This is a genomic window from Vibrio sp. B172a (assembly GCF_030248355.1).
Classification (GTDB): domain Bacteria; phylum Pseudomonadota; class Gammaproteobacteria; order Enterobacterales; family Vibrionaceae; genus Vibrio; species Vibrio owensii.
This window is the reverse complement of the sequence record NZ_JAHGAC010000044.1, coordinates 1-24226: the sequence shown is the minus strand read 5'-3', so window position 1 is coordinate 24226 and position 24226 is coordinate 1. Positions and strand designations below refer to the sequence as shown.

Sequence of the window (24226 nt, the reverse complement as noted above, 5' to 3'; positions counted from 1 at the left end):
AGCTTTCATCCTGAAACAGTTTTATTAATCCAAGCGGCGTGCCAACTTTTTATCTCATTGATTTATATAGAATTAGTAAAATTAACAAACTTATAAGCAAAAAGGGCGCACCATATCGGTGCGCCCTTTTCACAAATATAAGGCAATTCGAGTCTGGCTACCCAAAACTGTGCATTAAATGTTCAAAAAGTCTTTCCATTGCTCTATCAAGGCACAAAAGTCTTCAATACCACAGCTAGCTGTACTCTCTGCATCGTAGAAATCAAACTCGCTTTCCATTTCCACTTCATACTCATGGCCCAGTGCGTTTTCTTGCACTATCACCTCATCACCGTGGATCATCAAACTGATCTCTGCACCAGTTAACCTATGCTCTTGAGATGGCGAAGAAAATGCCTGATCAATTAAAGCTTCTACCTGAGCAATTTTGGCTGGGTCTTTGCCTATTTCTTCTTGCAACCAACGACCCACAATCTCATGCCCCATGCTGCATTTGACATAGTATTCGCCCATCAATGTGTTACGGATGAATTCAAATTCCATCGTGATCGCCTTTTCGTATCAATTTGGTGCGGAGTATACAGGGAGATGTTGAATGGGAGAAGTGAGAGACGAGAGCTCTCTCAATGGCTTGTTTAAAAGAGATTTCTACTCCCCCCCTCTCCTAGTCTAGGAAATGACGTAGTTCTAATATCTCGAAGCGCAGCGTTCTGCAAAGAAAAAAGCGCCCACCAAAAGGTGGGCGCTTAACTAAGTATTCACAGAGCTCGCTAAGATTACGCTGGCTCTTGGAAGATCACGTTATCTGCTTTCTTGGTGTACTGTTCCATTTTGTGGAAGTTCAAGTAACGGTAAGTATCCGCAGCTGTCGCATCAATTTGCTCCATGTACGCTAAGTATTCTTCCTTAGTTGGAATCTTACCTAGAATCGCACCCACTGCCGCAAGTTCCGCTGAAGATAGGTACACATTTGCACCAGTACCTAGACGGTTCGGGAAGTTACGTGTTGAAGTCGACATTACTGTTGCTTTGTCTGCAACTCGTGCTTGGTTACCCATACATAGCGAACAACCTGGAGTTTCAATACGAACGCCAGCGCGGCCGTAAATACCGTAGTAACCTTCTTCTGTAAGTTGGTCACGGTCCATCTTCGTTGGTGGCGCTACCCATAGACGAGTGTCTAATTGACCATTGAACTTCTCAAGTAGCTTACCTGCAGCACGGAAGTGACCAATGTTCGTCATACAAGAACCGATGAACACTTCATCAATCTGTGTACCTTGAACGTCAGACAGAAGACGAGCGTCATCTGGATCGTTTGGCGCACAAAGAATTGGTTCGTTGATTTCAGCTAGGTCAATCTCAATCACGTGAGCGTATTCCGCATCTGAATCTGCTTCCATAAGCTCAGGATTTGCCAACCACTCTTCCATCGCAGTAATACGACGCTCGATAGTACGACGGTCGCCGTAACCTTCCGAGATCATCCATTTCAGCATGGTGATGTTTGAGTTTAGGTATTCCTCAATAGACGCTTGAGATAGCTTAACGGTACAACCTGCCGCAGAACGTTCTGCTGACGCATCAGACAACTCAAATGCCTGCTCTACAGTTAGGTGCTCAACGCCTTCAATTTCAAGTACGCGACCAGAGAATTCGTTGATCTTACCTGCTTTCTCTACTGTTAGAAGGCCTTGCTTGATGCCGTATAAAGGAATGGCATGCACAAGGTCACGTAGCGTGATACCTGGCTGCATTTCGCCTTTAAAGCGCACCAAGATTGACTCTGGCATATCCAGTGGCATAACACCGGTCGCTGCTGCGAACGCAACAAGACCTGAACCTGCTGGGAACGAAATACCGAGAGGGAAACGAGTATGCGAGTCACCACCTGTACCTACCGTATCAGGCAGAAGCATACGGTTTAGCCACGAGTGAATCACACCATCGCCCGGACGAAGTGATACACCGCCACGGTTCATGATGAAATCCGGTAGCGTGTGGTGTGTGTTTACGTCGACTGGTTTTGGATATGCCGATGTGTGACAGAATGACTGCATCACTAGATCAGCTGAGAAGCCAAGACACGCAAGGTCTTTTAGCTCATCACGCGTCATTGGGCCTGTGGTGTCCTGAGAACCTACGGTTGTCATCTTAGGCTCACAGTACTGACCTGCACGTACGCCTTCAACACCACATGCTTTACCCACCATCTTCTGAGCTAGCGTGTAGCCTTTGTCTGATGCAGAAGGGTCAACTGGCTTAGCAAATAGATCGGTTTCTTCTAAACCAAGTGAAGTACGAGCACGGCTTGTTAAACCACGACCGATGATCAGTGGAATACGGCCACCCGCGCGAACTTCATCAAGCAATACTTTGCTTAGCGTAAAGCTAGAAATGTCTTCGCCGTTTTTACGTACAACGCCTTCGTACGGGAAGATGTCAATGACATCCCCCATGTTCATATTTTGTACGTCTAACTCGATAGGTAATGCGCCAGAGTCTTCCATTGTGTTGTAGAAGATAGGAGCAATCTTACCACCTAGACAGATACCACCAGTGCGCTTGTTTGGTACGAATGGGATATCTTCCCCCATGAACCAAAGAACAGAGTTAGTTGCAGATTTACGCGAAGAACCCGTACCAACAACGTCACCAACATACGCTAGTGGAATGCCATCTTTTTGCAGTTCTTCGATTTGATTAATAGGACCAACGCTGCCTGGTTGGTCTGGAACGATGCCATCACGTTCCATTTTCAGCATCGCTTTCGCGTGTACTGGAATATCAGGACGGGACCATGCATCTGGTGCTGGAGATAAGTCATCGGTGTTGGTTTCACCGGTCACTTTAAAGACTTTAACGGTAATCTTTTCCGCTACTTTTTCTTTTGATGTGAACCATTCAGCATCCGCCCAAGATTGTAGAACTTGCTTCGCGAATGCATTGCCTGCTTTGGCTTTCTCTTCTACATCGTAGAAAGCATCGAACATCAATAGGGTGTGAGATAACGCTTTTACCGCAATTGGGGCAAGCGCATCGTCATCTAGGAACTCGACTAGGGGCGCGATGTTGTAACCGCCTTGCATCGTACCTAATAGCTCTGCGGCTTTCTCACGGCTTACAAGCGGTGATGCTACTTCACTTTTAGCAACAGCCGTCAAGAAACCTGCTTTTACATAAGCAGCTTCATCTACACCTGGTGGGATACGGTTCTCTAGTAGGTCAAGAATAAAGGCTTCTTCACCTTGCGGGGGATTTTTCAGAAGTTCAACAAGTCCAGCAACTTGTTCAGCGTCTAGCGGTTTAGGAACAACTCCTTCGGCAGCACGCTCTTCGACGTGTTTACGGTAGGCTTCAAGCACGACTTTTTCCTCTCATTGCGGTTCCTCCTTTTTTCTTACTATTTTTCAAAGTAAAGGAGTGAACATCCTTGGAAACTTGGCTCTCCATTGCCCTTGTTTTCATTCAATTCTGATTGAGAAACAGCGCCGTAGAGGCCAAACTGTGGGCGAAAGAATAGCAAATTTAACGTTAAATTAAAATCTCATCATTTTGACCAACATAGCAACTTACGACTAAAGTCCGGTAAATTTTGGCTAAATATGCGGAGATCTTGCTGTCCTATTCCCGGTTATTTAAATGATGTTCCAACGATCAAGTACACGGCATCTAAATCTTGCTCGGTACGACCGTATGCCAACATGATCGGTCCTATTGGAGAATCGACCCCAAAGAAAATCGATGCGGCATTGTACAGCGGCGCTTCATTGAGCTTCAGATCGTTATCTGACCAAACACCACCATGTTCAAGGGATGCACCTAAATACACAGGTGCTTCAAACAGCCCGAAGTCGTTATCCATCCATTTATAACGATACACCAGGCTGGTATAGAATAAGTTCTGCCCGATCAGGCTGTTACGTGGAATGCCTGAGAGATTCAAGAAACCACCAAGCTCACGCGGGTCTAAAGGTACAGACGAGTTTTTGCTCTCAACAAAGCTGTATTCCGCTTGTCCGACTAAAGTATGACGACTATGAGTCACTGCTCCCTTGAAACGCGCGGTAATCTCATAAACGGTATCTTCAATATTACCGTCAGGGTTTAACTGACGAAAATCCTCTGGAGTCTTATCGTGAGAAACTAGGTAATCCAAATCGATCAACATACCGTGCGTTGGGAAAGCGAAATCGTCCAAGGTATCTAGGCGGTAATTGGCAAAGACACCCAAACGCTCATAATCAAGCTCACCGAAAGACTGAAAAGTGGATGCTTCAATCGCCCCTTTGGTATAGCGCCCGCCAACTCGGAACTCTTGCCACAACGTTGGTTGCACACCCGCAGCAAGCTCTGTAATAAACTCGGTGTAAGAAACCGGCAAGTAATCGTAGACGGATCCAATATCAGGGTTTTCAAAGTTATCAGAGAGGTTTCTGTTCTCTGTGTTGTAATTCACTTTGCTAGAAACAAACAACTGCTGACTCGAAAGCACTGGAGAATAAAGCTCCGCCTCAATCAATTTATCCGTACCCATATCCACATTAAAGGTCAGCTCAGCGCCGTGAGAGTTCAAGTTGGTAAAATTGGCCGACATGCCGATGCCATATTGACTATCGGTATTGAAATCATCTTCTAAGAAGAAGCGGAAGTTTAGGTAGTTTGGACCCCAAGATTTTTCGTTCACTTCAAAGACGAGTAAGTTCACCCCATCGATTTCTTCAAAGTGATAAGTGATCAGCTCAAAACGATCCAGTGCATAGAGATTTTCTACCGCTTTTTCTATCTCAGCCGTTTCTAGAGGGCGTCCTGTGTCTAACTCAAGTCGGTTAGTCAACAGCACATCACTGTAGTGGGTATTGTTCACAAGAACGATTTGGTCGACGACACGCTCATCCCCATACTCAAGGTTCTTGCGCATGTCTTGTTTATGCTCGATGTATTTCTGGTACTCCGCATTCGATACACTCAGCCCTTCAAGCTTTGACTTTAGTCCTCGAGTGATCTCATAACCCGCTTTAAAAGCGTCTGGCATTTTTTCGAATTCGACCGTTTCCATCTGCCCAACATCAGGACGAATGTAGACATCATCGCCGCTTAGCGTTTCAGCTTGTTCTTGAGTACTACGGCGAACTAGATAGTTGGACAGTTGGTCTGCGACGGCAAATAAGCCAGTAAAGTCCTCTTCACTTTTGTAATCGGTACTAATATCAACGGCAATTACCACATCGGCGCCCATTGCGCGAGCAACATCAACAGGCATGTTATTGACTACACCGCCGTCCACCAGCATATGGCCATTCAGTTCATATGGTGGAAGCGCGCCAGGCACTGACATACTCGCCATCATGGCATCAACTAGATAACCGTTATCTAAGACGACCTCTTCTAGCTCGACGATATCCGTCGCGACTGAACGGTATGGAATGGCAAGATCATCAAAGGAGTTAAAACGACCAAGGTTGCCTGTGGTTTCACGTAGAATGCGCAACATGTTTTGGCCTTGCACCACGCCTGTTGGCGAACGCACTTCACCAAACCTCAGCCCTAGGTCAGTGGTGATTTGATAACGGTCTTCGTATTCTTTATCGCGGACGCGACGTTGGCTGCGGTCGACACGGTCTCGATAACCGCTGTTCCAATCGACACTGTAGATAAAGCTTTCGATTTCATCGGCGCTCATCCCCGTGGCATATAGGCCACCGACATAGGCACCCATACTAGTCCCGGTGATGATATCAACGGGAATATTCATCTCTTCCAGAGCCTTCAAAACCCCGATGTGAGCGGCTCCTTTTGCCCCACCACCAGCCAGTACGACGGCGATTTTAGGACGAGATTGATCATCACTGACTTGCTTAGCAAAGGAAGGTGTTGCAATCAAAAAGGAACAGACCCAGAGCGCAACACAACGCTTCCATGGGTTTGAGATCGACTTTTTGAACATTCACTTCTTCCTTTACTGAATATTGAACACCTACTTTTACTAAGATTTGAACAACTTCACAAGTCAGTGATGGCGTTTTTGGTGGTCTTACCAATCAAATAGGTTATTCAACCAATTAGATTTTTTCTCACATTGCTGTTTGATTTGCCCAGACTTGTCCCACACTGGCAGCTTGTATTCACTGCGGCAGTTCATTTCCAGCGCGCCATTAGCAGCTTTTTGGAATCCTAATGTGGTCACTTCTTTTGGCCAAGGCAACTCTAGTCGCTCAGGAATGCGTTGTTTAAGGTATTCCGCGTAGACACGCAGTGCACCACTTGAACCAGTTAGCTTGGTCGACTTGTTATCGTCGCGGCCAAGCCACACCGTGGTCACTTCACGGCCGTCGACCCCCACAAACCAACTGTCACGGCTGTCATTACTGGTACCGGTTTTACCTGCCAGAGCAGCCCATGCGAACTGACTTTGTAGGAATCGGCCTGTCCCTTGAGCAACACCTTGCTTCATCGCATAAGTCGTCAGCCAAGCCGCTTGTTGGTCCACCGCTTGAGATGAGCGAGGTAGTGATTGATAAAGCACATTGCCATCCATATCGATCACTGAACGTAATGCCGATAGCTTGGCGCGCTTACCTGAGTTAGTGACTGTTTGGTACATCTGCGCGACTTCGAATGGCGTCAACGAGAAGGAACCAAGGAACATAGAAGGCACTGGACGAATTTCATTCTTATCCACGCCCAAACGCTCTAGCGTAGCCGAAACTTCTGGAATACCCAGCTCCATACCCAAACGCACGGTAGGCACATTGAGTGATTTCGCCAACGCTAAGTACAGCGGCACATCACCACGGAACTTACGGTCAAAGTTGCGCGGCGACCAAACGCTGCCTTTACTGCCTTTCAAGCTAAGCGGAGTATCGTGAAGCGTGGTTGCAAGGTTGTACTTTTCTGGCTGCTCTAGCGCGGTCAAATAGATTGCAGGCTTAACCAAAGAACCAATTGGACGACTTGCATTCAAGGCGCGGTTAAAACCTTCGTAGCCAACTCGCTTGCCGCCGACCATAGCGCGAATCTCGCCACTGTGACGGTCAACCGCAACCGCTGCAGCTTCCAGCTCTTTACCAGCACGTTTAGCAAGCTCAGGGACTTTTTTCGCAATCGCTTGCTCTAACTTGCTTTGCGATACAGGGTCGAGAGAAGTAAACAAACGTAAGCCTGTTTCAGCTTTGAAGTTGTCACCTACTTTTTCTTTCAGCTCAATGTTCAGTTGTTGGAAGTACGCAGGCTGACGACTCGCGATACGAGGTTTACTTTGTGTATCTAACGGACGATTTACCGCTTGTTCATATTGCTGCGCGGTTAACATGTCTTGTTGCATCAACAAACGCAATACCAAGTCACGACGCGTTTTGGTGCGCTCAGGGTAACGAATTGGGTTGTAGTAAGACGGTCCTTTCACCATACCTACCAACATCGCGAGTTGGTCGATACGAAGCTCTTGGATCGGCTGACCGAAGTAGTAACGTGATGCCAAAGCAAAACCATGGATTGCATCTCCACCGCTCTGACCTAAGTAGACTTCATTCAGGTAAGCTTCAAGAATACGGTCTTTGCTGTAGCGGTAGTCCAGAATCAGAGCAATGTACGCCTCACGGACTTTTCGCCACAAGGTTTTATCGCGTGTCAGGAATAAGTTTTTCGCTAACTGCTGAGTAAGTGTACTACCACCTTGAACAGTACGACCTGCTTTGATGTTAGCAACAAGGGCACGACCAATCGCCAGCGGCGAAACGCCATCATGCTGATAGAAATCACGGTCTTCAGTTGCTAACAGTGCATCGACAAGCACTTCTGGGAATTGATCTCGACGTAAGAACAGACGCTGTTCATTCTGATCTTTTTCCAACATCCCTAGCATCTTAGGTTCAATACGCAGGTAACCAAGATCGCCTTTGGATTCCAGAGATTGAATGCGTTGTAAACCACTGCTTGAGAAATGCAGCATGACGTGACGATCAGGCTCAGGACCATCAGCAAACTCGAACGGACGACGAATAAGCTCAATACGCGTTGAAGAAGAAGAGTATTCACCAGGGTAACGAGGCTGACTTACTTTACGGTAGTTCAATACATCAAGCTCATTACGCATCTCTTTGATGGTAATGTTCTCACCCGGACTCAAATTGAGGATACGCGCATAAACGACAGTTGGCAGATCAAACAGCTGACCGTCAAAGCGATCTTTCACCACACTATCGAGATAGATACCGACAAACAGCAACACCGCCGCAAGCGCAACACCCGCTTTCCAGCTAAATGACCAAATGATTTTAAGCCAAGACCGCTTGCCATTACTTGGCTTTTTCGATGGCGATTTTCTCGGTCGCTTCGCACCGCTTTTCTTAGCGGCAGTCGTTTTACTTGACGTTGTTTTCTTGGCTGGTGCTCTTTTTGCACCGGGCTTTTTTGTATCAGTCATTATTCAATTGTCTTTTTGTTTTTGTTGTCGCTACATGAGTGGCAGGATCGTCAGGCCAAACGTGTTTTGGATATCGGCCTTTCATCTCTTTTTGCACTTCTTTGTAGCTTCCTGCCCAAAAGGCAGCTAAATCCGTTGTCACCTGAAGAGGACGCTGTGCTGGAGAAAGTAACTCTAACACCAATCGCTTGCGACCTTGTGCCACGGTTGGAGAAGTGCTCTCTCCAAACACTTCTTGCATACGCACTGACAGTACTGGTTCATGACCAAATTGGTAACGAATACGCTTTTTCGAACCTGTTGGTAAGCGATAATCTTCTGGTAACCACTCATCAATCTGTTGATTCAACGGCCAACCTAATCGAGCGTTCAACGCTTCCACTAGGTTCACTTTCGCCAAATCTTTCACCGATGATACCGTGCTCATGTACGGCTCTAGCCACTCTTCTAGGCCATTAAGCAAACTGGTCTCATCAAAACTCGGCCAAGCTTGCTCTGGTAACCATTCCACTGCGCAGCGAATACGTTCTAACAAATTTTCCGCTGCCGGTGTCCAGTTTAGACTCTGTAAGCCCTGACGGCGGACATAAGTGAGTAAAGCTTGTGTCATTTTTTCTTTACCCGGACTCGGCAAGGCTTCTCGCTTAATCACTAGTTGACCAAGTTTGATTTGGCGTTCGGCAATCAAACGGCCTTTTTTCTCATCCCAATCAACCAGCTCAGTCGTCGTGAAAAGGTGCTCGAACGTTTCTTGTAATGCGTTGATATCTAAGTCACAAGCTAGGTTAATTTGGCTTGAGTTAGAATGCGAGCGCATCAAATCAATCGCAACTAAGTAATCACAACCACCGAGTGTCTCTTCTGCTCGACACTCAGCACCATGCCCGTTCGACAAAGTAAAACGACCATATTGGTTAACACGCTGCTGCGCGATGCGATCTGGGAAAGCTAAGCTCAATACTAGTGCCAGCACTCGCTCATCGACATTAGGTAGGCTGAATACCGTATCCAGTTTGTGCGCCAGCGCTTGAGATCGCTTGTGCAATATCGCTTTCTTTGCATGTGTACCACTTACCCAGCGATGTAGGCTATGCGCGATGTTAGTCACATTGCGCTCCGGCTCTTCAATTAGGGCGACCGCAGCCAAAGCGGTATTTAGCATTTTTTCACTACGCTGCAGCGTCTGAATCAGCATTGCTGCTGAGCGCGGCTCTACACCAAGAGCGTGGGCCGTCTTACCTGCAGAAGTAAGTTGGCCTTGCTCGGTAAGTAACCCTAAAGAAATCAACAGCTGTTTGGCCTGAGCAAGCGATGCTGAAGAAGGAATATTCAACCATTTAAGCTCAGCGATATCCCCTGCTCCCCAGAATGCCAGTTCCATTACTAAGCTTGCTAAATCTGAGTGCAGGATTTCTGGTTGAGGAACTTGCGGTTGTTGCTTGAATTGGCTTTCCGAATACAATCGGACGCAAATGCCCTCTTCAATACGCCCTGCACGGCCAGCACGTTGAATTGCAGACGACTGTGCTACTCGTACTTGCTCTAAGCGGGTAAGTCCATTCTTCAAATCAAAACGCGCCACACGTTCTAAGCCAGAATCGACGACCAATCGAATGCCTTCAATAGTCAAAGAAGTTTCAGCAATGTTAGTCGCGAGCACGACTTTGCGTTTACCTCCAGAAGCGGGAGCGATGGCTTTTTGCTGATCAGCGAAGCTGAGTTGACCATAAAGAGGGCACACTTCGACGTTATCAGGTAGATGGGACAAACGCTCTTCGACTTGTTTGATCGCCGCCACACCGGGAAGAAAAGCAAGCAAAGAACCAGACTCTTTGCTCATCAAGAGCTCGATCGTTTTTGCCATGGAGGTCGGCAAATGATCATTCGCTCCAAGTGGTAAATAACGCGTTTCTACCTCAAAACTACGACCTTCCGACTCAATGTAAACCGCCTCCGGTAATAAGGATTGCAAGGCATCTTGGTCAAGCGTTGCCGACATCACCACCAGCTTTAAATCGTCTCGCAGTGCTTCTTGAACTTCTAAACTGAACGCTAACGCGGTATCGGCGTGAATGCTACGCTCGTGAAATTCATCAAAAATCAGTAGATCAATGCCGTCTAATTCAGGGTCACTTTGGATCATGCGCGTCATGATCCCTTCCGTCACAATTTCAAGTTGAGTGTGCTTACTCACCTTTGTCTCACCACGCACCCGATAACCCACACGCTCTCCGACTTGCTCTCCCAACTGCTGCGCCAAATAACGTGCGATATTGCGCGCAGCAAGACGACGAGGCTCTAGCATTACAATCTTGCCCGTCACGGCTTGGCTTTTAAGAAGTTGTAGTGGGAAGTAAGTGGATTTACCGGCACCAGGAGCTGCCTTGAGGATCACTTGGTGTTGATGTTTGACCGCCGTAAGTAATTGTGGCATCACGGCTTCGATCGGCAATTGTGACAAAGGAAATACCCTATGTTGTAATGTTGGGCACATTGTACATAAAAACACTCTTGGCTAAATAAGCAAATGCAATTCGAACCTGCTCTAGAGTCAGCGACTCTACTTAAACGCTACAAACGCTTCCTTGCCGATATCGAATTGGATAACGGTGAAATTCGTACTATCCACTGCGCAAACACCGGTGCAATGACCGGCTGTGCCACTCCGGGCAATAAAGTTTGGTATTCCACTTCTGATAACCCAAAACGCAAATACCCAAACAGTTGGGAACTGAGCGAAACGCCACAAGGGCATCGTATTTGTATAAATACTGCTCGTGCCAATCAACTAGCGGTAGAAGCAATTGAAAATAATGTCATTTCGGAACTGTCGGGATATGACCAACTTCAAACTGAAGTGAAATACGGCAATGAAAATAGCCGAATTGATATCTTGCTCAGCGCAAGTGATAAATCAAAGTGTTATATAGAAGTGAAGAGCGTCACCCTACTTGATGAGGAAAGTTCATCGGGACAAGGTTATTTCCCTGATGCCGTGACCACGCGAGGACAAAAGCACCTGCGAGAGCTCACAGAAATGGCACAAACTGGAAGTAGAGCCATACTTTTATTCACTGTTTTACATTCAGGTATTGAAAAAGTATCTGCGGCGCACCATATAGACGCGAAATATTCAACGTTACTAAAACAAGCACAAGACGCTGGAGTAGAAGTTCTCTGCTACAAAGCCGAACTGAGCAACACTGAAGTCAAGCTAATCTCTGCTATTGAATTTATCAATTGAGAGAAAAAATGATGTCGTCTTCACATTGACGATAAGTTTGCGATTCAGTAATTGCCTGCACCGCCTCTTTTTGCTATAGATACCCGCCTTAAATTGACTGCGATGCAGTTGACTAGGTGTAAGTAGGAGATGCTGTATGCCAGAATCAAAGAAGAAAACGATAGGCATCCTAGCCATTGCCGGTGTGGAGCCATATCAGGAAAAGCCTGGTGAAGAATACATGTCACCAGAGCAGGTTGAACACTTTACAAAGATCTTAACAGCTTGGCGTAATCAGCTCAGGGAAGAAGTCGATCGCACTGTACACCACATGCAGGACGAAGCAGCGAACTTCCCAGATCCAGTTGACCGTGCCTCTCAAGAGGAAGAGTTCAGCTTAGAACTGCGTAACCGTGACCGTGAGCGTCGCCTGATCAAGAAGATCGAAAAGACTCTAGACAAAATTACTGAAGACGATTTCGGCTTCTGTGAATCTTGTGGCGTAGAGATTGGCGTTCGTCGCCTAGAAGCGCGTCCAACTGCTGACCTTTGTATTGACTGTAAAACACTTGCAGAAATCAAAGAGAAACAGATGCAAGGTTAATCAACCACGCATTATGATTATTGAAAGGGAGCTCAGGCTCCCTTTTTGTTTTGACTAGCTTTTTAACGCTAAACTTCTAGTTTTACCCGAATACTTTCGAGATACACGCATGACACGCTATGTAGGTCGATTTGCCCCATCCCCTTCAGGACCGTTACATTTTGGTTCCTTAGTTGCCGCTCTTGGCAGCTACTTTCAAGCAAAAGCCAATCAAGGGACTTGGCTCGTTCGTATCGAAGATCTTGACCCTCCGAGAGAAATGCCTGGTGCGGCAGAAGATATTCTTAATGCGCTCCAAGCTTATCAACTCCACTGGGATGGTGAAGTGGTGTATCAAAGTGAACGACACCATTTATATCAAGCACAAATTGATGCGTGGTTGGAGAATGGCGATGCTTATTATTGCCAATGTACACGCAAGCAAATAAAAGAACATGGTGGTTATTATCTCGGCACTTGCCGCGACAAAGGCTTGAAAGAAGGTGCGATTCGCCTAAAAATGACCAAGCCCATCGCCAATTTCCTCGATCAGAAGCATGGTTTGATGACCATTCCTGAGGCGTTAGTAAATGAAGATTTCATTATTAAACGTCGAGATGGATTATTTGCCTATAATCTTGCGGTAGTATTAGACGATATCGACCAAGGGGTGACTGAAGTCGTCCGTGGTGCCGACTTAATTGAGCCCACAGGTCGTCAAATCAGCTTGTACCAAATTCTTGGACAACCGGAAGTTAGCTACTTGCATTTACCATTGGCGATGGACACTAATGGCAACAAACTGTCGAAACAAAACCATGCGACAGCCATTGATGTCGCTAATCCGAAGCCAGCTCTGCTGCATGCAATGACGTTTTTAGGATTCGATATTCCTGAAGATATTCGAGCCGCTAACGTAGACGAAATACTACGTTGGGGCTGCGAAAATTGGCGTTTGCAACAGCTTCCAGCGGAGATCGAGATCACACCGTGATTCTCAAACGGCACTGTGTAGGCTATCATTAGCCGCAAAATTGGCCCTAGAGGCATAAAAACTAACCAAAGCAAGATTGGATTAAACCCAGTTATTGCCAGATGCACATGAATACAAACGACAATACAACAAGCGAATCTGCCATGATCCCAGAACTCGCTCTCAATGTACTTACTCGTGAAGAGCACAACATTTCGCGTAAGCAGATCAGTGATAATGCACTGAAGGTGCTATACCGACTAAACGGTGCCGGTTTCGATGCTTTTCTTGTGGGTGGCGGGGTTCGAGACTTACTGCTTGGACAAAAACCAAAAGACTTTGATATCGCAACTAACGCGACACCAGAACAAATCAAACAGCTGTTTAGAAACTGCCGTTTGATTGGCCGTCGCTTCCGTCTTGCCCACATTATGTTTGGCCGAGACATCATCGAAGTTGCGACCTTCCGTGGTCACCACCAAGAGCAAAAGAACAAGAACGTTTCCCAGCAGTCAAAAGAAGGCATGCTGCTTCGTGACAATGTTTACGGCACTATTGATGAAGATGCAGAGCGCCGTGACTTCACGATTAACTCGATGTATTACAACATCGCAGATTACTCTATTCACGACTATGCACGTGGCATTGAAGATCTAGAGGACCGCCTTGTTCGTCTAATCGGTGACCCAGAAACCCGTTACCGTGAAGACCCTGTGCGCATGCTGCGCGCCGTTCGCTTCGCTGTGAAACTCGACTTCGATATCGAAGAAGACACCGCAGCACCGATTGAAGAGATGGCACCACTTCTGCGTGATATCCCATCAGCACGTCTTTTCGAAGAATCGTTGAAGATGCTTCAATCTGGTCACGGCCTAGAGACTTATCACCTACTGCGCGAATACAACCTGTTCCAACAGTTGTTCCCTGTAATTGCTGAGCACTTCACTGAAGATTACGAATCTCATACCGAACAAATGCTAGATTTAGTGCTTGATTCGACTGATATGCGAATCGAAGAAGGCAAGCGCATCAATCCTGCGTTCATGTTTGCAGCGATGCTGTGGTACCCGCTATGTGCCATGGCAGATAAACTAATGGAACAGCGTAACCTGTGCCATTACGATGCCATAATGGAAGCGAGCAACATCATTCTTGATGACCAAGTTCGTACCATTGCCATTCCGCGCCGTCACACAGCGACGATTCGTGAAATTTGGCAACTGCAATTACGCCTTCCACGACGCAACGGTAAACGTGCATTCCGCCTAATGGAGCTCAACAAATTTAGAGCTGGCTTTGATTTTCTTGAAATGCGCGGTGAAATTGAAGGCGGTGATACTCAGAAGCTTGCCAAGTGGTGGGAAACTTTCCAAAATGCTGGCCGAGAAATGCGCCAAGCTATGGCAGCAGACCTAGACGGCCAAGCGCCTAAAACCGGTCAACGTCGCCGTAAAACTTACCGCAAGAAAAAGAGTAAGCCAAAGTCATGATCACAGCGTACATTGCGGTAGGCAGTAACTTGGCTGATCCTGTAAGCCAAGCGAAGCAAGCGATCGAAGCCCTTAAAACATTACCAAACTCAGAGTTTGTGCAGGCTTCATCACTTTACAGCAGTACACCGATGGGACCGCAAAACCAACCGGATTACATCAACGCGGTTGTGGCGATAAAAACCAATTTGACGCCTCTTGAACTGCTCGATTGCACCCAAGCGATTGAGCAAGAGCAAGGGCGTGTCCGTAAAGATGAACGCTGGGGTCCAAGAACTTTGGACCTCGACATGATTCTTTATGGCAATGAGGTGATCGATTCCGAAAGACTGACAGTTCCACACTATGGAATGAGAGAGCGCGAGTTCGTACTCTACCCTCTTGCGGAAATTGCACCAAGTTTACAACTCCCAGACGGGACCGAGGTGTCGTCACTACTTGCACAAGTAGATCGTAACGGCCTCAATATTTGGCAGTCATAGCCAACTCCTAGTGAGGATAAAACAATGAAAAAAATGACCATTAACGACCTGATTAAGTGGAAGCAAGAAGGTCGTAAATTTGCTACTTCAACTGCATACGATGCAAGCTTTGCCCAACTTTTTGAAAGCCAAGAAATGCCTGTTCTATTGGTCGGTGACTCTCTAGGCATGGTTCTGCAAGGTAAAAACGATACATTACCGGTAACCGTTGAAGATATTGCTTATCACACACGCTGTGTACGCGCTGGTAGCCCGAATTGCCTATTGATGGCTGATATGCCATTCATGAGCTACGCAACGCCAGAGCAAGCGTGTGAGAACGCAGCAACGTTAATGCGTGCTGGTGCAAATATGGTAAAAATCGAAGGCGGCGATTGGTTAGTTGATACGGTTAAGATGCTAACTGAACGTGCAGTTCCTGTTTGTGCTCACCTAGGCCTAACACCTCAATCTGTAAACATCTTTGGTGGTTACAAAGTACAAGGCCGCGACCAAGAAAAAGCGGATCGCATGGTGAAAGACGCACTGGCACTGCAAGAAGCTGGTGCTCAAATTGTTTTGCTAGAGTGTGTTCCAGCTGAATTGGCGGATCGTATTACTCAAGTACTTGATGTACCTGTGATTGGTATCGGTGCTGGTAACGTAACTGATGGTCAAATTCTTGTAATGCACGATATGTTTGGAATTTCGGCGAACTACATGCCAAAATTCTCGAAAAACTTCCTTGCTGAAACAGGCGATATGCGCAAAGCCGTGGCTCAATACATGGCTGATGTCGAAAGCGGTGCATTCCCAGACGCAGCTCACACTATTGCCTAGAGGATAAATGCATGCAAACTTTTGCGGAAATCTCAGCGATTCGTGAACAGGTGAAAACCTTTAAGCGTGAAGGTCGCAAAGTGGCGTTTGTCCCAACCATGGGCAATCTACACGAAGGTCACTTGACGCTTGTTCGTAAAGCTCGTGAATACGCTGATGTCGTTGTCGTAAGCATCTTTGTAAACCCGATGCAGTTTGACCGTGCAGACGATTTAAATAACTACCCTCGCACTCTAGAAGAAGATTTAAGCAAACTAGGTGGCGAAGGCGTAGAAATGGTGTTCACTCCTACACCAGAAATCATCTACCCAGAAGGCTTGGACAAACAAACGTTTGTTGACGTGCCGGGCTTATCAACCATCCTTGAAGGCGCTTCTCGCCCAGGTCACTTCCGTGGTGTTACCACCATCGTAAACAAGCTGTTCAATATCGTTCAGCCTGATGTGGCTTGCTTTGGTGAGAAAGACTTCCAACAGCTTGCTGTGATTCGCAAGATGGTTGATGACCTAGCAATGGACATCGAAATCATTGGCGTACCAACCGTACGTGAAATGGACGGCCTAGCGATGAGTTCTCGCAATGGTCTGCTGACGATTGATGAGCGCCAACGTGCTCCAGTCCTGGCTCGCACTATGCGTTGGATCAGCAGTGCTATGCGCGGCGGCCGTGACGATTATGCTTCTGTGATTGAAGATGCGAACGACCAACTGCGTGCAGCAGGTCTACAGCCTGATGAAATCTTCATTCGTGATGCTCGTACACTTCAAGCGATTACTGCAGAGACCACTCAAGCGGTGATCTTGATGTCTGCATTCTTAGGTAAAGCACGCCTAATCGACAACCAAACGGTTGATATGGTCGTAGAAACCAAAGAAGAAGAATCAAGCGAAGCAAACTCAGCAAGCGCTGAATAAGCGAAATGCATAAACGAAAAGGTCGGCACTACGCCGACCTTTTTTGTGTCTGCTGGATAGTTTATGAGTAAACGCATTCAAGCCCTTCAGGGCGCGTCTTGAATCGCTTGTGCAGCCACATCCATGCAGGAATATCTCTTCTGATCATGCCTTCTAATTCTTGATTCAAAATACTGGCCGCTTTGACAGGATTACGTCGCTCAAAGTGCTGACTAAGGTCATGACCGATATAAAGCGTATATTGGTTTCCGCTCATGACCGTCACTCCGGACATCACAGCGCACTTAGTCGCATCAATCAACACGCTCGAACCCACCGTACTTGCCGCTTGTTCAACCGCAAAAAACGGTGCAAAAACAGAATTATTCACACCATAATCATGGTCCGGTAAGTACCACAATCGCTGACCATTTTTCAGAACTTTGAGCATAGACTTTACGTCTTTTCGATCAATCATTTGGTGTCCACAGCGAGTTCGTCCACGATGCTGGACGAATTCATAAACGGGGTTCGAGTTCGGTCGATACACCCCATAACCTCTAGCAAACTGGCTAAAGATTCTCGCCGTCATTTCCAGGTTAAGGTGATGACTACAAACCACTAGTACACCTCGTCCATTTCTCTCTTGCTCAAGTAAACGCTCTTTTCCGACCACCTTAGCTAAACGCTTCACTCGCCAATCAGGCCAAAACCAAGCCATTCCTGTCTCGATGAGCGCCATACCCGTGTATTTAAAGTTTGTCTTTACCAACTCATCGCATTCTTGAGCGCTGTATTCGGGAAAACAGAGTTTCAAGTTTTGCTTAGCAATGCCTTTACGACGTTTCATGGCCGGCATCGCAAGCGAGCCGATACCTCGCCCCAGAAAACGTAAGGCTGAGTATGGAAGTAGATTGACGATCAGCGCCAAAAGACCAAAGGCAAACCAAACAGACCAATATTTAGGAAGAAGCAATTTAAAGGAGAAAGATGGAGAGGGGACAATATTCATGGCTTCACTCATTTGCATCAAATGCATTTACAACAGTTGAATGAAACCTAGCATGTTAGAAGTCGAAAATTTGTATGGGAATGTATCGATGTGCATAAAGAAAGAGCAGCTCTTATGGCTGCTCTTTCAAACTTTGTTCGGATTAACTTCTTAAGCCAATGCCTTTAGTCACGAGGTAATGCGCCACAGCGTAAAGTGCAATAACAAATACGGTCAGAACACTAAATGAGGTGACAATGTCTACATCAGACACACCTAAGAAACCGTAGCGGAACGCATTCACCATGTAGACGATTGGATTCAACTTAGACACGCCTTGCCAGAATTCAGGCAATAGGCTGATTGAGTAAAATACACCACCAAGGTAGGTCAGCGGAGTCAAAATAAACGTAGGAATAATTGAGATGTCATCAAATGTTCTCGCATACACCGCATTGATCAAACCGCCTAATGAGAACACAACAGATGTCATAAACACCGTTGCGATAATAATGCCCCAATGGTCAACTTGCAGATCAACAAAGAACAGCGACACGAAAGTAACGATGGTGCCTACCAGTAGGCCACGAACCACACCTCCCATAACAAAACCAAGGATGATGATGTAGTTTGGTACCGGTGCAACGAGCAGCTCTTCGATATTGCGTTGGAATTTGGAGCTAAAGAATGACGATGCAACGTTCGAATACGAGTTAGTGATCACCGACATCATGATCAAACCCGGCACGATGTATTCCATGTAGCTAAAGCCGTTCATCTCACCAATACGAGAGCCAATCAAGCTACCGAAGATGATGAAGTACAACGTCATAGTGATCGCTGGCGGAACTAAGGTTTGCACCCAAATACGAGTAAAGCGGTTGATCTCTTTGGTCAACAGGCTACAGAAAGCTGTCCAATACAACTTATACATTATTGGTTACCTCCACGTACAATGCTGACAAACAACTCTTCCAAACGGTTGGCTTTGTTACGCATTGAAAGCACTTTCACATCATGCTCAGAAAGCTGACTAAATACCGAGTTCAAACCTTGGCTCTTATCCAGCTCAATTTCTAAAGAGCCGTTCACCATCATCTGGCTATTTACCCCTTCTAACATCGGCATTTCACCTTCAAACTCGACATCGAGAATAAAGGTTTCAACACGAAGTTTACCTAGCAGCGCTTTCATCGTCGTGTTCTCGATCAGCTCACCTTTATTGATGATACCGATGTTGCGACACAGCATTTCTGCCTCTTCAAGGTAGTGGGTTGTTAGGATGATAGTAATGCCCTGCTCTTGGTTAATCTCTTTCAAGAAGTCCCACATAGAGCGGCGCAATTCGATATCAACACCCGCCGTTGGTTCATCAAGGATCAACAGCTGAGGCTCATGCATCAAAGCACGGGCAATCATCAAGCGACGCTTCATACCACCGGATAAATTACGTGCGCGCTCTTTGCGTTTTTCCCACAAATCGAGCTTGGTTAGGTATTTTTCCGCGCGAACTTTAGCAAGCTCTTTGGATACGCCATAGTAGCCCGCTTGCTGCATTACAATTTGCTCAACCGTTTCAAATTGGTTGAAGTTGAATTCTTGTGGCACCAAGCCTAGGTTCTGCTTCGCTAATTCAAGATGCGTATCGATGTCGTAACCAAAAACCTTAGTCGTACCCGAGGTTTTGTTTACCAAAGAAGAGATAATGCCAATAGTGGTTGATTTACCTGCACCATTCGGCCCTAGAAGCGCGTAGAAGTCACCTTTTTCGACTTGTAAGCTGATGCCCTTCAACGCTTCAAATCCGCCCGCATAGGTCTTGCGAAGCTGTTCAATTTCTAATGCGTACATTGCGTAATAATTGCCATCTGTTGATGAATCGTGAATGCCAATACCGTTGGGGATCATTGATAGCGACTTAAGAGTCGAAAGCGGTATTGCACTGAAGTTGAATTAGTTTATCGTTGAATAACGATGAATACAAATAAACCTTTCTATAAAATTAGAAATAACTATAAATCCTCGATTCCATTTACTAAAAAGCGCCACCAAATCTCTCTGGTAGCGCTTTTAAATAAGTCACTTAAACTACATGGTTAGCATTTGATGTTCATCGGTTTCTACATGTTTTACCGCTGCATTCAATGCTTCGTAGCGGAACTTGTAGGTGTTCTCATAAGGTACCAAATCAATCACGTGGAATTTCTCTAACTGCTCACGCGTACGTTGGTTTGGACACAGTAAATAAACTTCACACTCTGCATCCAAAGCATCTTTAATGGCGTTCTCTAGCGCCAAGCCAACGGTCACATCAATCATAGGGACATCCGTCAGGTCGAGAATCATCACTTCGTAATCCGAGATACTGGAGTGCTGACGCGAAATCGCCTTCGAAACGCTGAAGATCATTGGCCCAGAAAGATAGAAGAACAACACTTTACCATTGGCTCTGTCTAACAGCCCTCGCTCGCTGTCTGTCAGCGGTACATCATCTTCATCCGCATCACTGATCGCCTTAACTTGGCGTGCTTGTTCACGGCTCAAACGTTCAATGATGATGATGTTAGAGATAAATACGCCAAGGCCAACGGCGACAATCAAATCAACAAACACCGTTAATAGCATTACGCCATACATCACGGCCATGCCCGGGAAGCTGACCTTGTGCGCGCGTTGAATAAAGCTCCAGTCAAGAATGTTAAAGCCAACATACACCGCAATACCCGCCAGTACCGCCATCGGAATCGGCTCGGTTAATCCACTTGCAACTAATACCACCAGCGCCAAAATCAAAGCACGAATCACACCAGATAAAGGCGAGCGGGCGCCAACTTGAATGTTGGTTACCGTTCCCATTGTCGCACCAGCACCTGGCAGAGCACCAAACAGACCAGAGATCATGTTCGCCAAGCCTTGGCCGCGCAATTCCTTGTCTGAGTCGTGCTCTTTACGCGTCAAAGAGTCACCAATAACAGCCGTGAGTAAGGTATCAATACAACCTAATGTGCCCAGCACTAAGGCATCAATGACCATTTCGGTAAACATCGCAGGATCAATATGCGGCACAACTAAAGACGGCAAACCTGCTGGGATTTCACCAATTCGGCGAATATCTTCAGCATCAAATAGGATGACCGAAAGCAAGGTGACGGCAACCAATGCCACTAACTGAGCTGGAACGTATTTACGGTACTGCTTAGGGAAGAAAAACAGGATACCTAGCGTCAGCAAGCCCAAAAACAACTCGCTAAACTTCAGGTTAGAAATGGTGTCTGGCAGTGCCGATAACGTCCCGATAACCCCACCAGAGGGCGCGGCATGGCCTAACAGGGGCGAAAGTTGCAAGATAATCAAAATGACACCGATACCCGACATAAAGCCGGAGATGACACTGTAAGGCATCAGCGTAACGTACTTACCGAGCTTTAATGTACCGAGCACAATCTGGAATGCCCCCGCCATCATTACAACGGTAAAGGTCATTGCCATCCCCGTTTCAGGGTACTTGGCCATCATGCTGGTCAGTACAGCGGTCATGATCACTGTCATTGGACCGGTTGGTTCCGATATCAGGGTGTTTGAGCCACCAAACAGCGAAGCAAAAAGCCCCACCATGATCGCGCCCCATAAGCCTGCTTCTGCGCCAGCACCAGAAGCGACACCAAAGGCTAACGCAAGAGGAAGTGAAATAATGGCCGTGGTGACGCCACCAAACAGATCCCCTTTCAAGTTGATATCCTTAAAGCGACTACCGAACATTGAATTTGCTCCCTGCATTAAAAAGACAAAATGCCATCAATCTAACAAATATTTCGTCAAAGAAAAAAACACAATAAAACCACGAATTCGCTAGGTTTATTCGCATACTGAATGATGTCTGCATATTTTATGATTTTCACAGCGAGAACTAGTCAGATGAGTCATCTTGAATGAATATTTAACGGGATCGAAATTGTAACATTGTGTATAGTTACAGCGCTGATCGCTTTATAAGCACTGGTGAGTGGTTGGTTTTTTTAATTTTTAGGGAAGTAGATGTCAGATGCCGGAAATTAAACAATTATTCGAAAATAACTCTAAGTGGTCAGAAGAAATCAAATCTGATCGCCCAGAATATTTCGCAAAACTAGCGGAAGGTCAAAAGCCCGACTTTCTATGGATTGGTTGTTCAGACAGTCGTGTTCCTGCAGAGCGACTAACAGGGCTGTTCTCAGGCGAGTTATTTGTTCACCGAAATGTTGCAAACCAGGTCATCCACACCGACCTAAACTGCCTATCTGTGGTGCAATACGCGGTCGACGTATTAAAAGTGAAGCACATTATTGTCTGTGGTCACTACGGCTGTGGCGGCGTCAACGCTGCAATCGATAACCCTCAACTTGGCCTCATCAACAACTGGCTACTTCACATTCGTGATCTTTACTTTAAACACCGCCCTTACCTAGACCAAATGCCGCTTGAAGACCGAGCTGACAAACTTGGTGAAATCAACGTTGCAGAGCAAGTTTACAACTTGGGTAACTCGACCATCATGCAAAATGCATGGGAGCGCGGACAAGACGTAGAGATTCATGGCGTGGTTTATGGGATTGAAGATGGCCGCTTAGAGTACTTGGGTATTCGCTCAAACTCGAAAGAAACGGTGGAAGCGTCTTACCAAAAAGCACTCTCTACTATCCTGAACACAGATAACAAACTACTGTGTCGATGAGTTGAGAAGTATCAGCCAGACTGAATAAAAAAACGCCCGTTAAATGATTAACGGGCGTTTTTGTATTCTTTGCAAAAGAGTAATGATTACTCTTGAGGTACCACTTTGCCGATGAACGGTAGGTGACGGTATTTCTGAGCGTAGTCGATACCCACACCAACAACGAACTCATCAGGAATAGCAAAACCAACGTAATCAACTGGCACTTCAACTTCACGACGTGACGGCTTGTCTAGCAGTGTACAAATCGCAATAGACTTAGGCTCGCGTAGAGATAGGATTTCACGGATCTTGTTCAGTGTGTTACCTGTGTCGATGATGTCTTCTACGATCAGTACGTCTTTGCCTTTGATGTCGTCATCTAGGTCTTTCAGGATACGCACGTCACGAGAGCTTTCCATTGTGTTGCCGTAGCTAGAAGCGGTCATAAAGTCGACTTGGTGAGTCAGTTCGATTGCACGAGCCAAATCTGCCATAAATACAAATGAACCACGCAGCAAACCAACCATTACCAGATCTTCGCTACCTTGGTAACGTTCAGTAATTTGTTTGCCTAATTCACGAATACGTTCCTGAACTTCTTGCTCAGAAATCATCACTTCTATTGTATGTTTCATACTGTGCTCAATTTTCTTTGTGGGTTGAGGTTGGTCGTACGCAAACGATCACCTTATCTTGCGGCGTGTAGTGTAACACCCCGCACCATGGGTTAAAAGCCGCTTCCCATTCCATTGAATTCTTGGATGAAAGTCTTAATTTTAGAACTTATCTAGTTGAATGAAACATCAATAATGACATTACTGTCTATAAATTACGCATCAGATGTTGACCTTGCACATATGCACCATTACACTCATCAATGCTTTAAGCAACTATTAAAATAATCAATTAGGGGATCATCCCCAAAACATCAACTCAAATGGCAAGGAAAATGGATATGGACTCAATAGCAAAGAGACCTCGTACTAGGCTTTCCCCTCTAAAACGTAAACAGCAACTGATGGAAATCGCTCTTGAAGTATTTGCTCGTCGCGGCATTGGTCGTGGTGGTCACGCAGATATTGCAGAGATCGCTCAAGTTTCTGTTGCGACAGTATTTAACTACTTCCCTACTCGTGAAGACTTAGTGGATGAAGTTCTGAACCACGTTGTCCGTCAATTCTCGAACTTCTTGTCTGATAACATCGACTTAGACATCCATGCACGCGAAAACATCGCCAACATCACTAATGCAATGATTGAGCTAGTAAGCCAAGATTGCCATTGGCTGAAGGTTTGGTTCGAATGGAGCGCATCGACACGTGATGAAGTATGGCCATTATTCGTGACCACAAACCGCACAAACCAACTATTGGTGCAAAACATGTTCATCAAAGCGATCGAACGTGGTGAAGTTTGTGACCAACATGAACCGGAACATTTGGCGAATCTGTTCCACGGTATTTGCTACTCTATTTTCGTACAAGCGAACCGCTCTAAGAGCGAAGCTGAGCTATCAACGCTAGTTAGCGCTTACCTAGATATGCTGTGCATCTACAACCGTGAACATCACTAAAAATAATTAGGCTTAAAACAAAGGCTGATACTTAGGTATCGGCCTTTTTTGTTTTTGGGAAACGAGAAGCGAGAAGCGAGA

The 24226-nt window shown here is 46.1% G+C and carries 19 protein-coding genes; 9 read left to right on the top strand and 10 right to left on the bottom strand.

The annotated features are described in order from the left end of the window. Positions 1 to 174: 174 nt before the first annotated feature. From KIT90_RS27310 to hrpB, 5 genes are all read right to left on the bottom strand, one after another. On the bottom strand, positions 175 to 543 hold the full coding sequence (locus tag KIT90_RS27310) for a YacL family protein (RefSeq protein WP_285379680.1): 369 nt from the start codon (positions 541 to 543) through the stop codon (positions 175 to 177). Between the two features lie 233 nt (positions 544 to 776). Beyond that, positions 777 to 3365: a bifunctional aconitate hydratase 2/2-methylisocitrate dehydratase gene (gene acnB / locus KIT90_RS27305; RefSeq protein WP_039840268.1), complete on the bottom strand. Its 2589-nt coding sequence runs from the start codon at positions 3363 to 3365 to the stop codon at positions 777 to 779. A 269-nt stretch (positions 3366 to 3634) separates the two neighbouring features. Next, a complete protein-coding gene (locus KIT90_RS27300) occupies positions 3635 to 5947 on the bottom strand; it encodes a patatin-like phospholipase family protein (protein WP_039840269.1) in 2313 nt (770 codons plus the stop codon). Positions 5948 to 6034: 87 nt separating this feature from the next. Next, positions 6035 to 8425, bottom strand: a complete 2391-nt coding sequence (gene mrcB, locus KIT90_RS27295; RefSeq protein WP_045418557.1) for a penicillin-binding protein 1B — start codon at positions 8423 to 8425, stop codon at positions 6035 to 6037. After that, positions 8418 to 10886 carry an ATP-dependent helicase HrpB gene (gene hrpB, locus KIT90_RS27290; protein WP_285379676.1) on the bottom strand — a complete coding sequence of 823 codons (2469 nt, stop codon included), beginning with the start codon at positions 10884 to 10886 and terminating at the stop codon, positions 8418 to 8420. Before hrpB ends, mrcB begins: the two co-directional genes overlap by 8 nt. Before the next feature lie 66 nt (positions 10887 to 10952). Here hrpB and sfsA point away from each other — a divergent pair, with 66 nt between their 5' ends. The 7 genes from sfsA (at position 10953) to panC (ending at position 16909) form a co-directional block, all read left to right on the top strand. Then, on the top strand, positions 10953 to 11669 hold the full coding sequence (sfsA, locus tag KIT90_RS27285) for a DNA/RNA nuclease SfsA (RefSeq protein WP_020196598.1): 717 nt from the start codon (positions 10953 to 10955) through the stop codon (positions 11667 to 11669). A gap of 136 nt (positions 11670 to 11805) precedes the next feature. Next, positions 11806 to 12252: an RNA polymerase-binding protein DksA gene (gene dksA, locus KIT90_RS27280; RefSeq protein WP_005439389.1), complete on the top strand. Its 447-nt coding sequence runs from the start codon at positions 11806 to 11808 to the stop codon at positions 12250 to 12252. 109 nt (positions 12253 to 12361) lie between these two features. Next, a complete protein-coding gene (gene gluQRS, locus KIT90_RS27275; RefSeq protein WP_122067021.1) occupies positions 12362 to 13225 on the top strand; it encodes a tRNA glutamyl-Q(34) synthetase GluQRS in 864 nt (287 codons plus the stop codon). 101 nt (positions 13226 to 13326) lie between these two features. After that, complete coding sequence (pcnB, locus tag KIT90_RS27270) at positions 13327 to 14694, top strand: polynucleotide adenylyltransferase PcnB (protein ID WP_005439387.1); 1368 nt, start codon at positions 13327 to 13329, stop codon at positions 14692 to 14694. Next, positions 14691 to 15176: a 2-amino-4-hydroxy-6-hydroxymethyldihydropteridine diphosphokinase gene (folK, locus tag KIT90_RS27265; protein WP_009707557.1), complete on the top strand. Its 486-nt coding sequence runs from the start codon at positions 14691 to 14693 to the stop codon at positions 15174 to 15176. Before pcnB ends, folK begins: the two co-directional genes overlap by 4 nt. Positions 15177 to 15200: 24 nt before the next feature. Beyond that, positions 15201 to 15995, top strand: a complete 795-nt coding sequence (gene panB, locus KIT90_RS27260) for a 3-methyl-2-oxobutanoate hydroxymethyltransferase (RefSeq protein ID WP_005439361.1) — start codon at positions 15201 to 15203, stop codon at positions 15993 to 15995. 11 nt (positions 15996 to 16006) lie between these two features. Further along, positions 16007 to 16909: a pantoate--beta-alanine ligase gene (panC, locus tag KIT90_RS27255; RefSeq protein WP_009707558.1), complete on the top strand. Its 903-nt coding sequence runs from the start codon at positions 16007 to 16009 to the stop codon at positions 16907 to 16909. Positions 16910 to 16970: 61 nt separating this feature from the next. Here panC and lpxL read toward each other — a convergent pair whose 3' ends face one another. The 4 genes from lpxL to KIT90_RS27235 form a co-directional block, all read right to left on the bottom strand. Next, entirely contained in the window at positions 16971 to 17900 is a 930-nt protein-coding gene (gene lpxL / locus KIT90_RS27250; RefSeq protein WP_285379681.1) for an LpxL/LpxP family Kdo(2)-lipid IV(A) lauroyl/palmitoleoyl acyltransferase, read from the bottom strand. A 142-nt stretch (positions 17901 to 18042) separates the two neighbouring features. Beyond that, complete coding sequence (locus KIT90_RS27245) at positions 18043 to 18813, bottom strand: ABC transporter permease (protein WP_285379672.1); 771 nt, start codon at positions 18811 to 18813, stop codon at positions 18043 to 18045. Continuing rightward, positions 18813 to 19730 (bottom strand): ABC transporter ATP-binding protein, encoded by a 918-nt coding sequence (locus tag KIT90_RS27240; protein ID WP_005439357.1) that lies wholly within the window; start codon positions 19728 to 19730, stop codon positions 18813 to 18815. The genes KIT90_RS27245 and KIT90_RS27240 overlap by 1 nt, the downstream gene beginning before the upstream one ends. A 237-nt stretch (positions 19731 to 19967) precedes the next feature. After that, entirely contained in the window at positions 19968 to 21638 is a 1671-nt protein-coding gene (locus tag KIT90_RS27235; RefSeq protein ID WP_285379670.1) for a SulP family inorganic anion transporter, read from the bottom strand. Between the two features lie 283 nt (positions 21639 to 21921). Between KIT90_RS27235 and can the strand changes: the two genes are divergently transcribed. After that, on the top strand, positions 21922 to 22590 hold the full coding sequence (gene can, locus KIT90_RS27230; RefSeq protein WP_005439355.1) for a carbonate dehydratase: 669 nt from the start codon (positions 21922 to 21924) through the stop codon (positions 22588 to 22590). 86 nt (positions 22591 to 22676) lie between these two features. Here the strand turns inward: can and hpt are convergent, their stop codons facing one another. Further along, positions 22677 to 23207: a hypoxanthine phosphoribosyltransferase gene (hpt, locus tag KIT90_RS27225; RefSeq protein WP_005439354.1), complete on the bottom strand. Its 531-nt coding sequence runs from the start codon at positions 23205 to 23207 to the stop codon at positions 22677 to 22679. A gap of 320 nt (positions 23208 to 23527) precedes the next feature. Here hpt and opaR point away from each other — a divergent pair, with 320 nt between their 5' ends. Further along, positions 23528 to 24145, top strand: a complete 618-nt coding sequence (gene opaR / locus KIT90_RS27220) for a transcriptional regulator OpaR (protein WP_009707563.1) — start codon at positions 23528 to 23530, stop codon at positions 24143 to 24145. Positions 24146 to 24226: the final 81 nt, after the last annotated feature.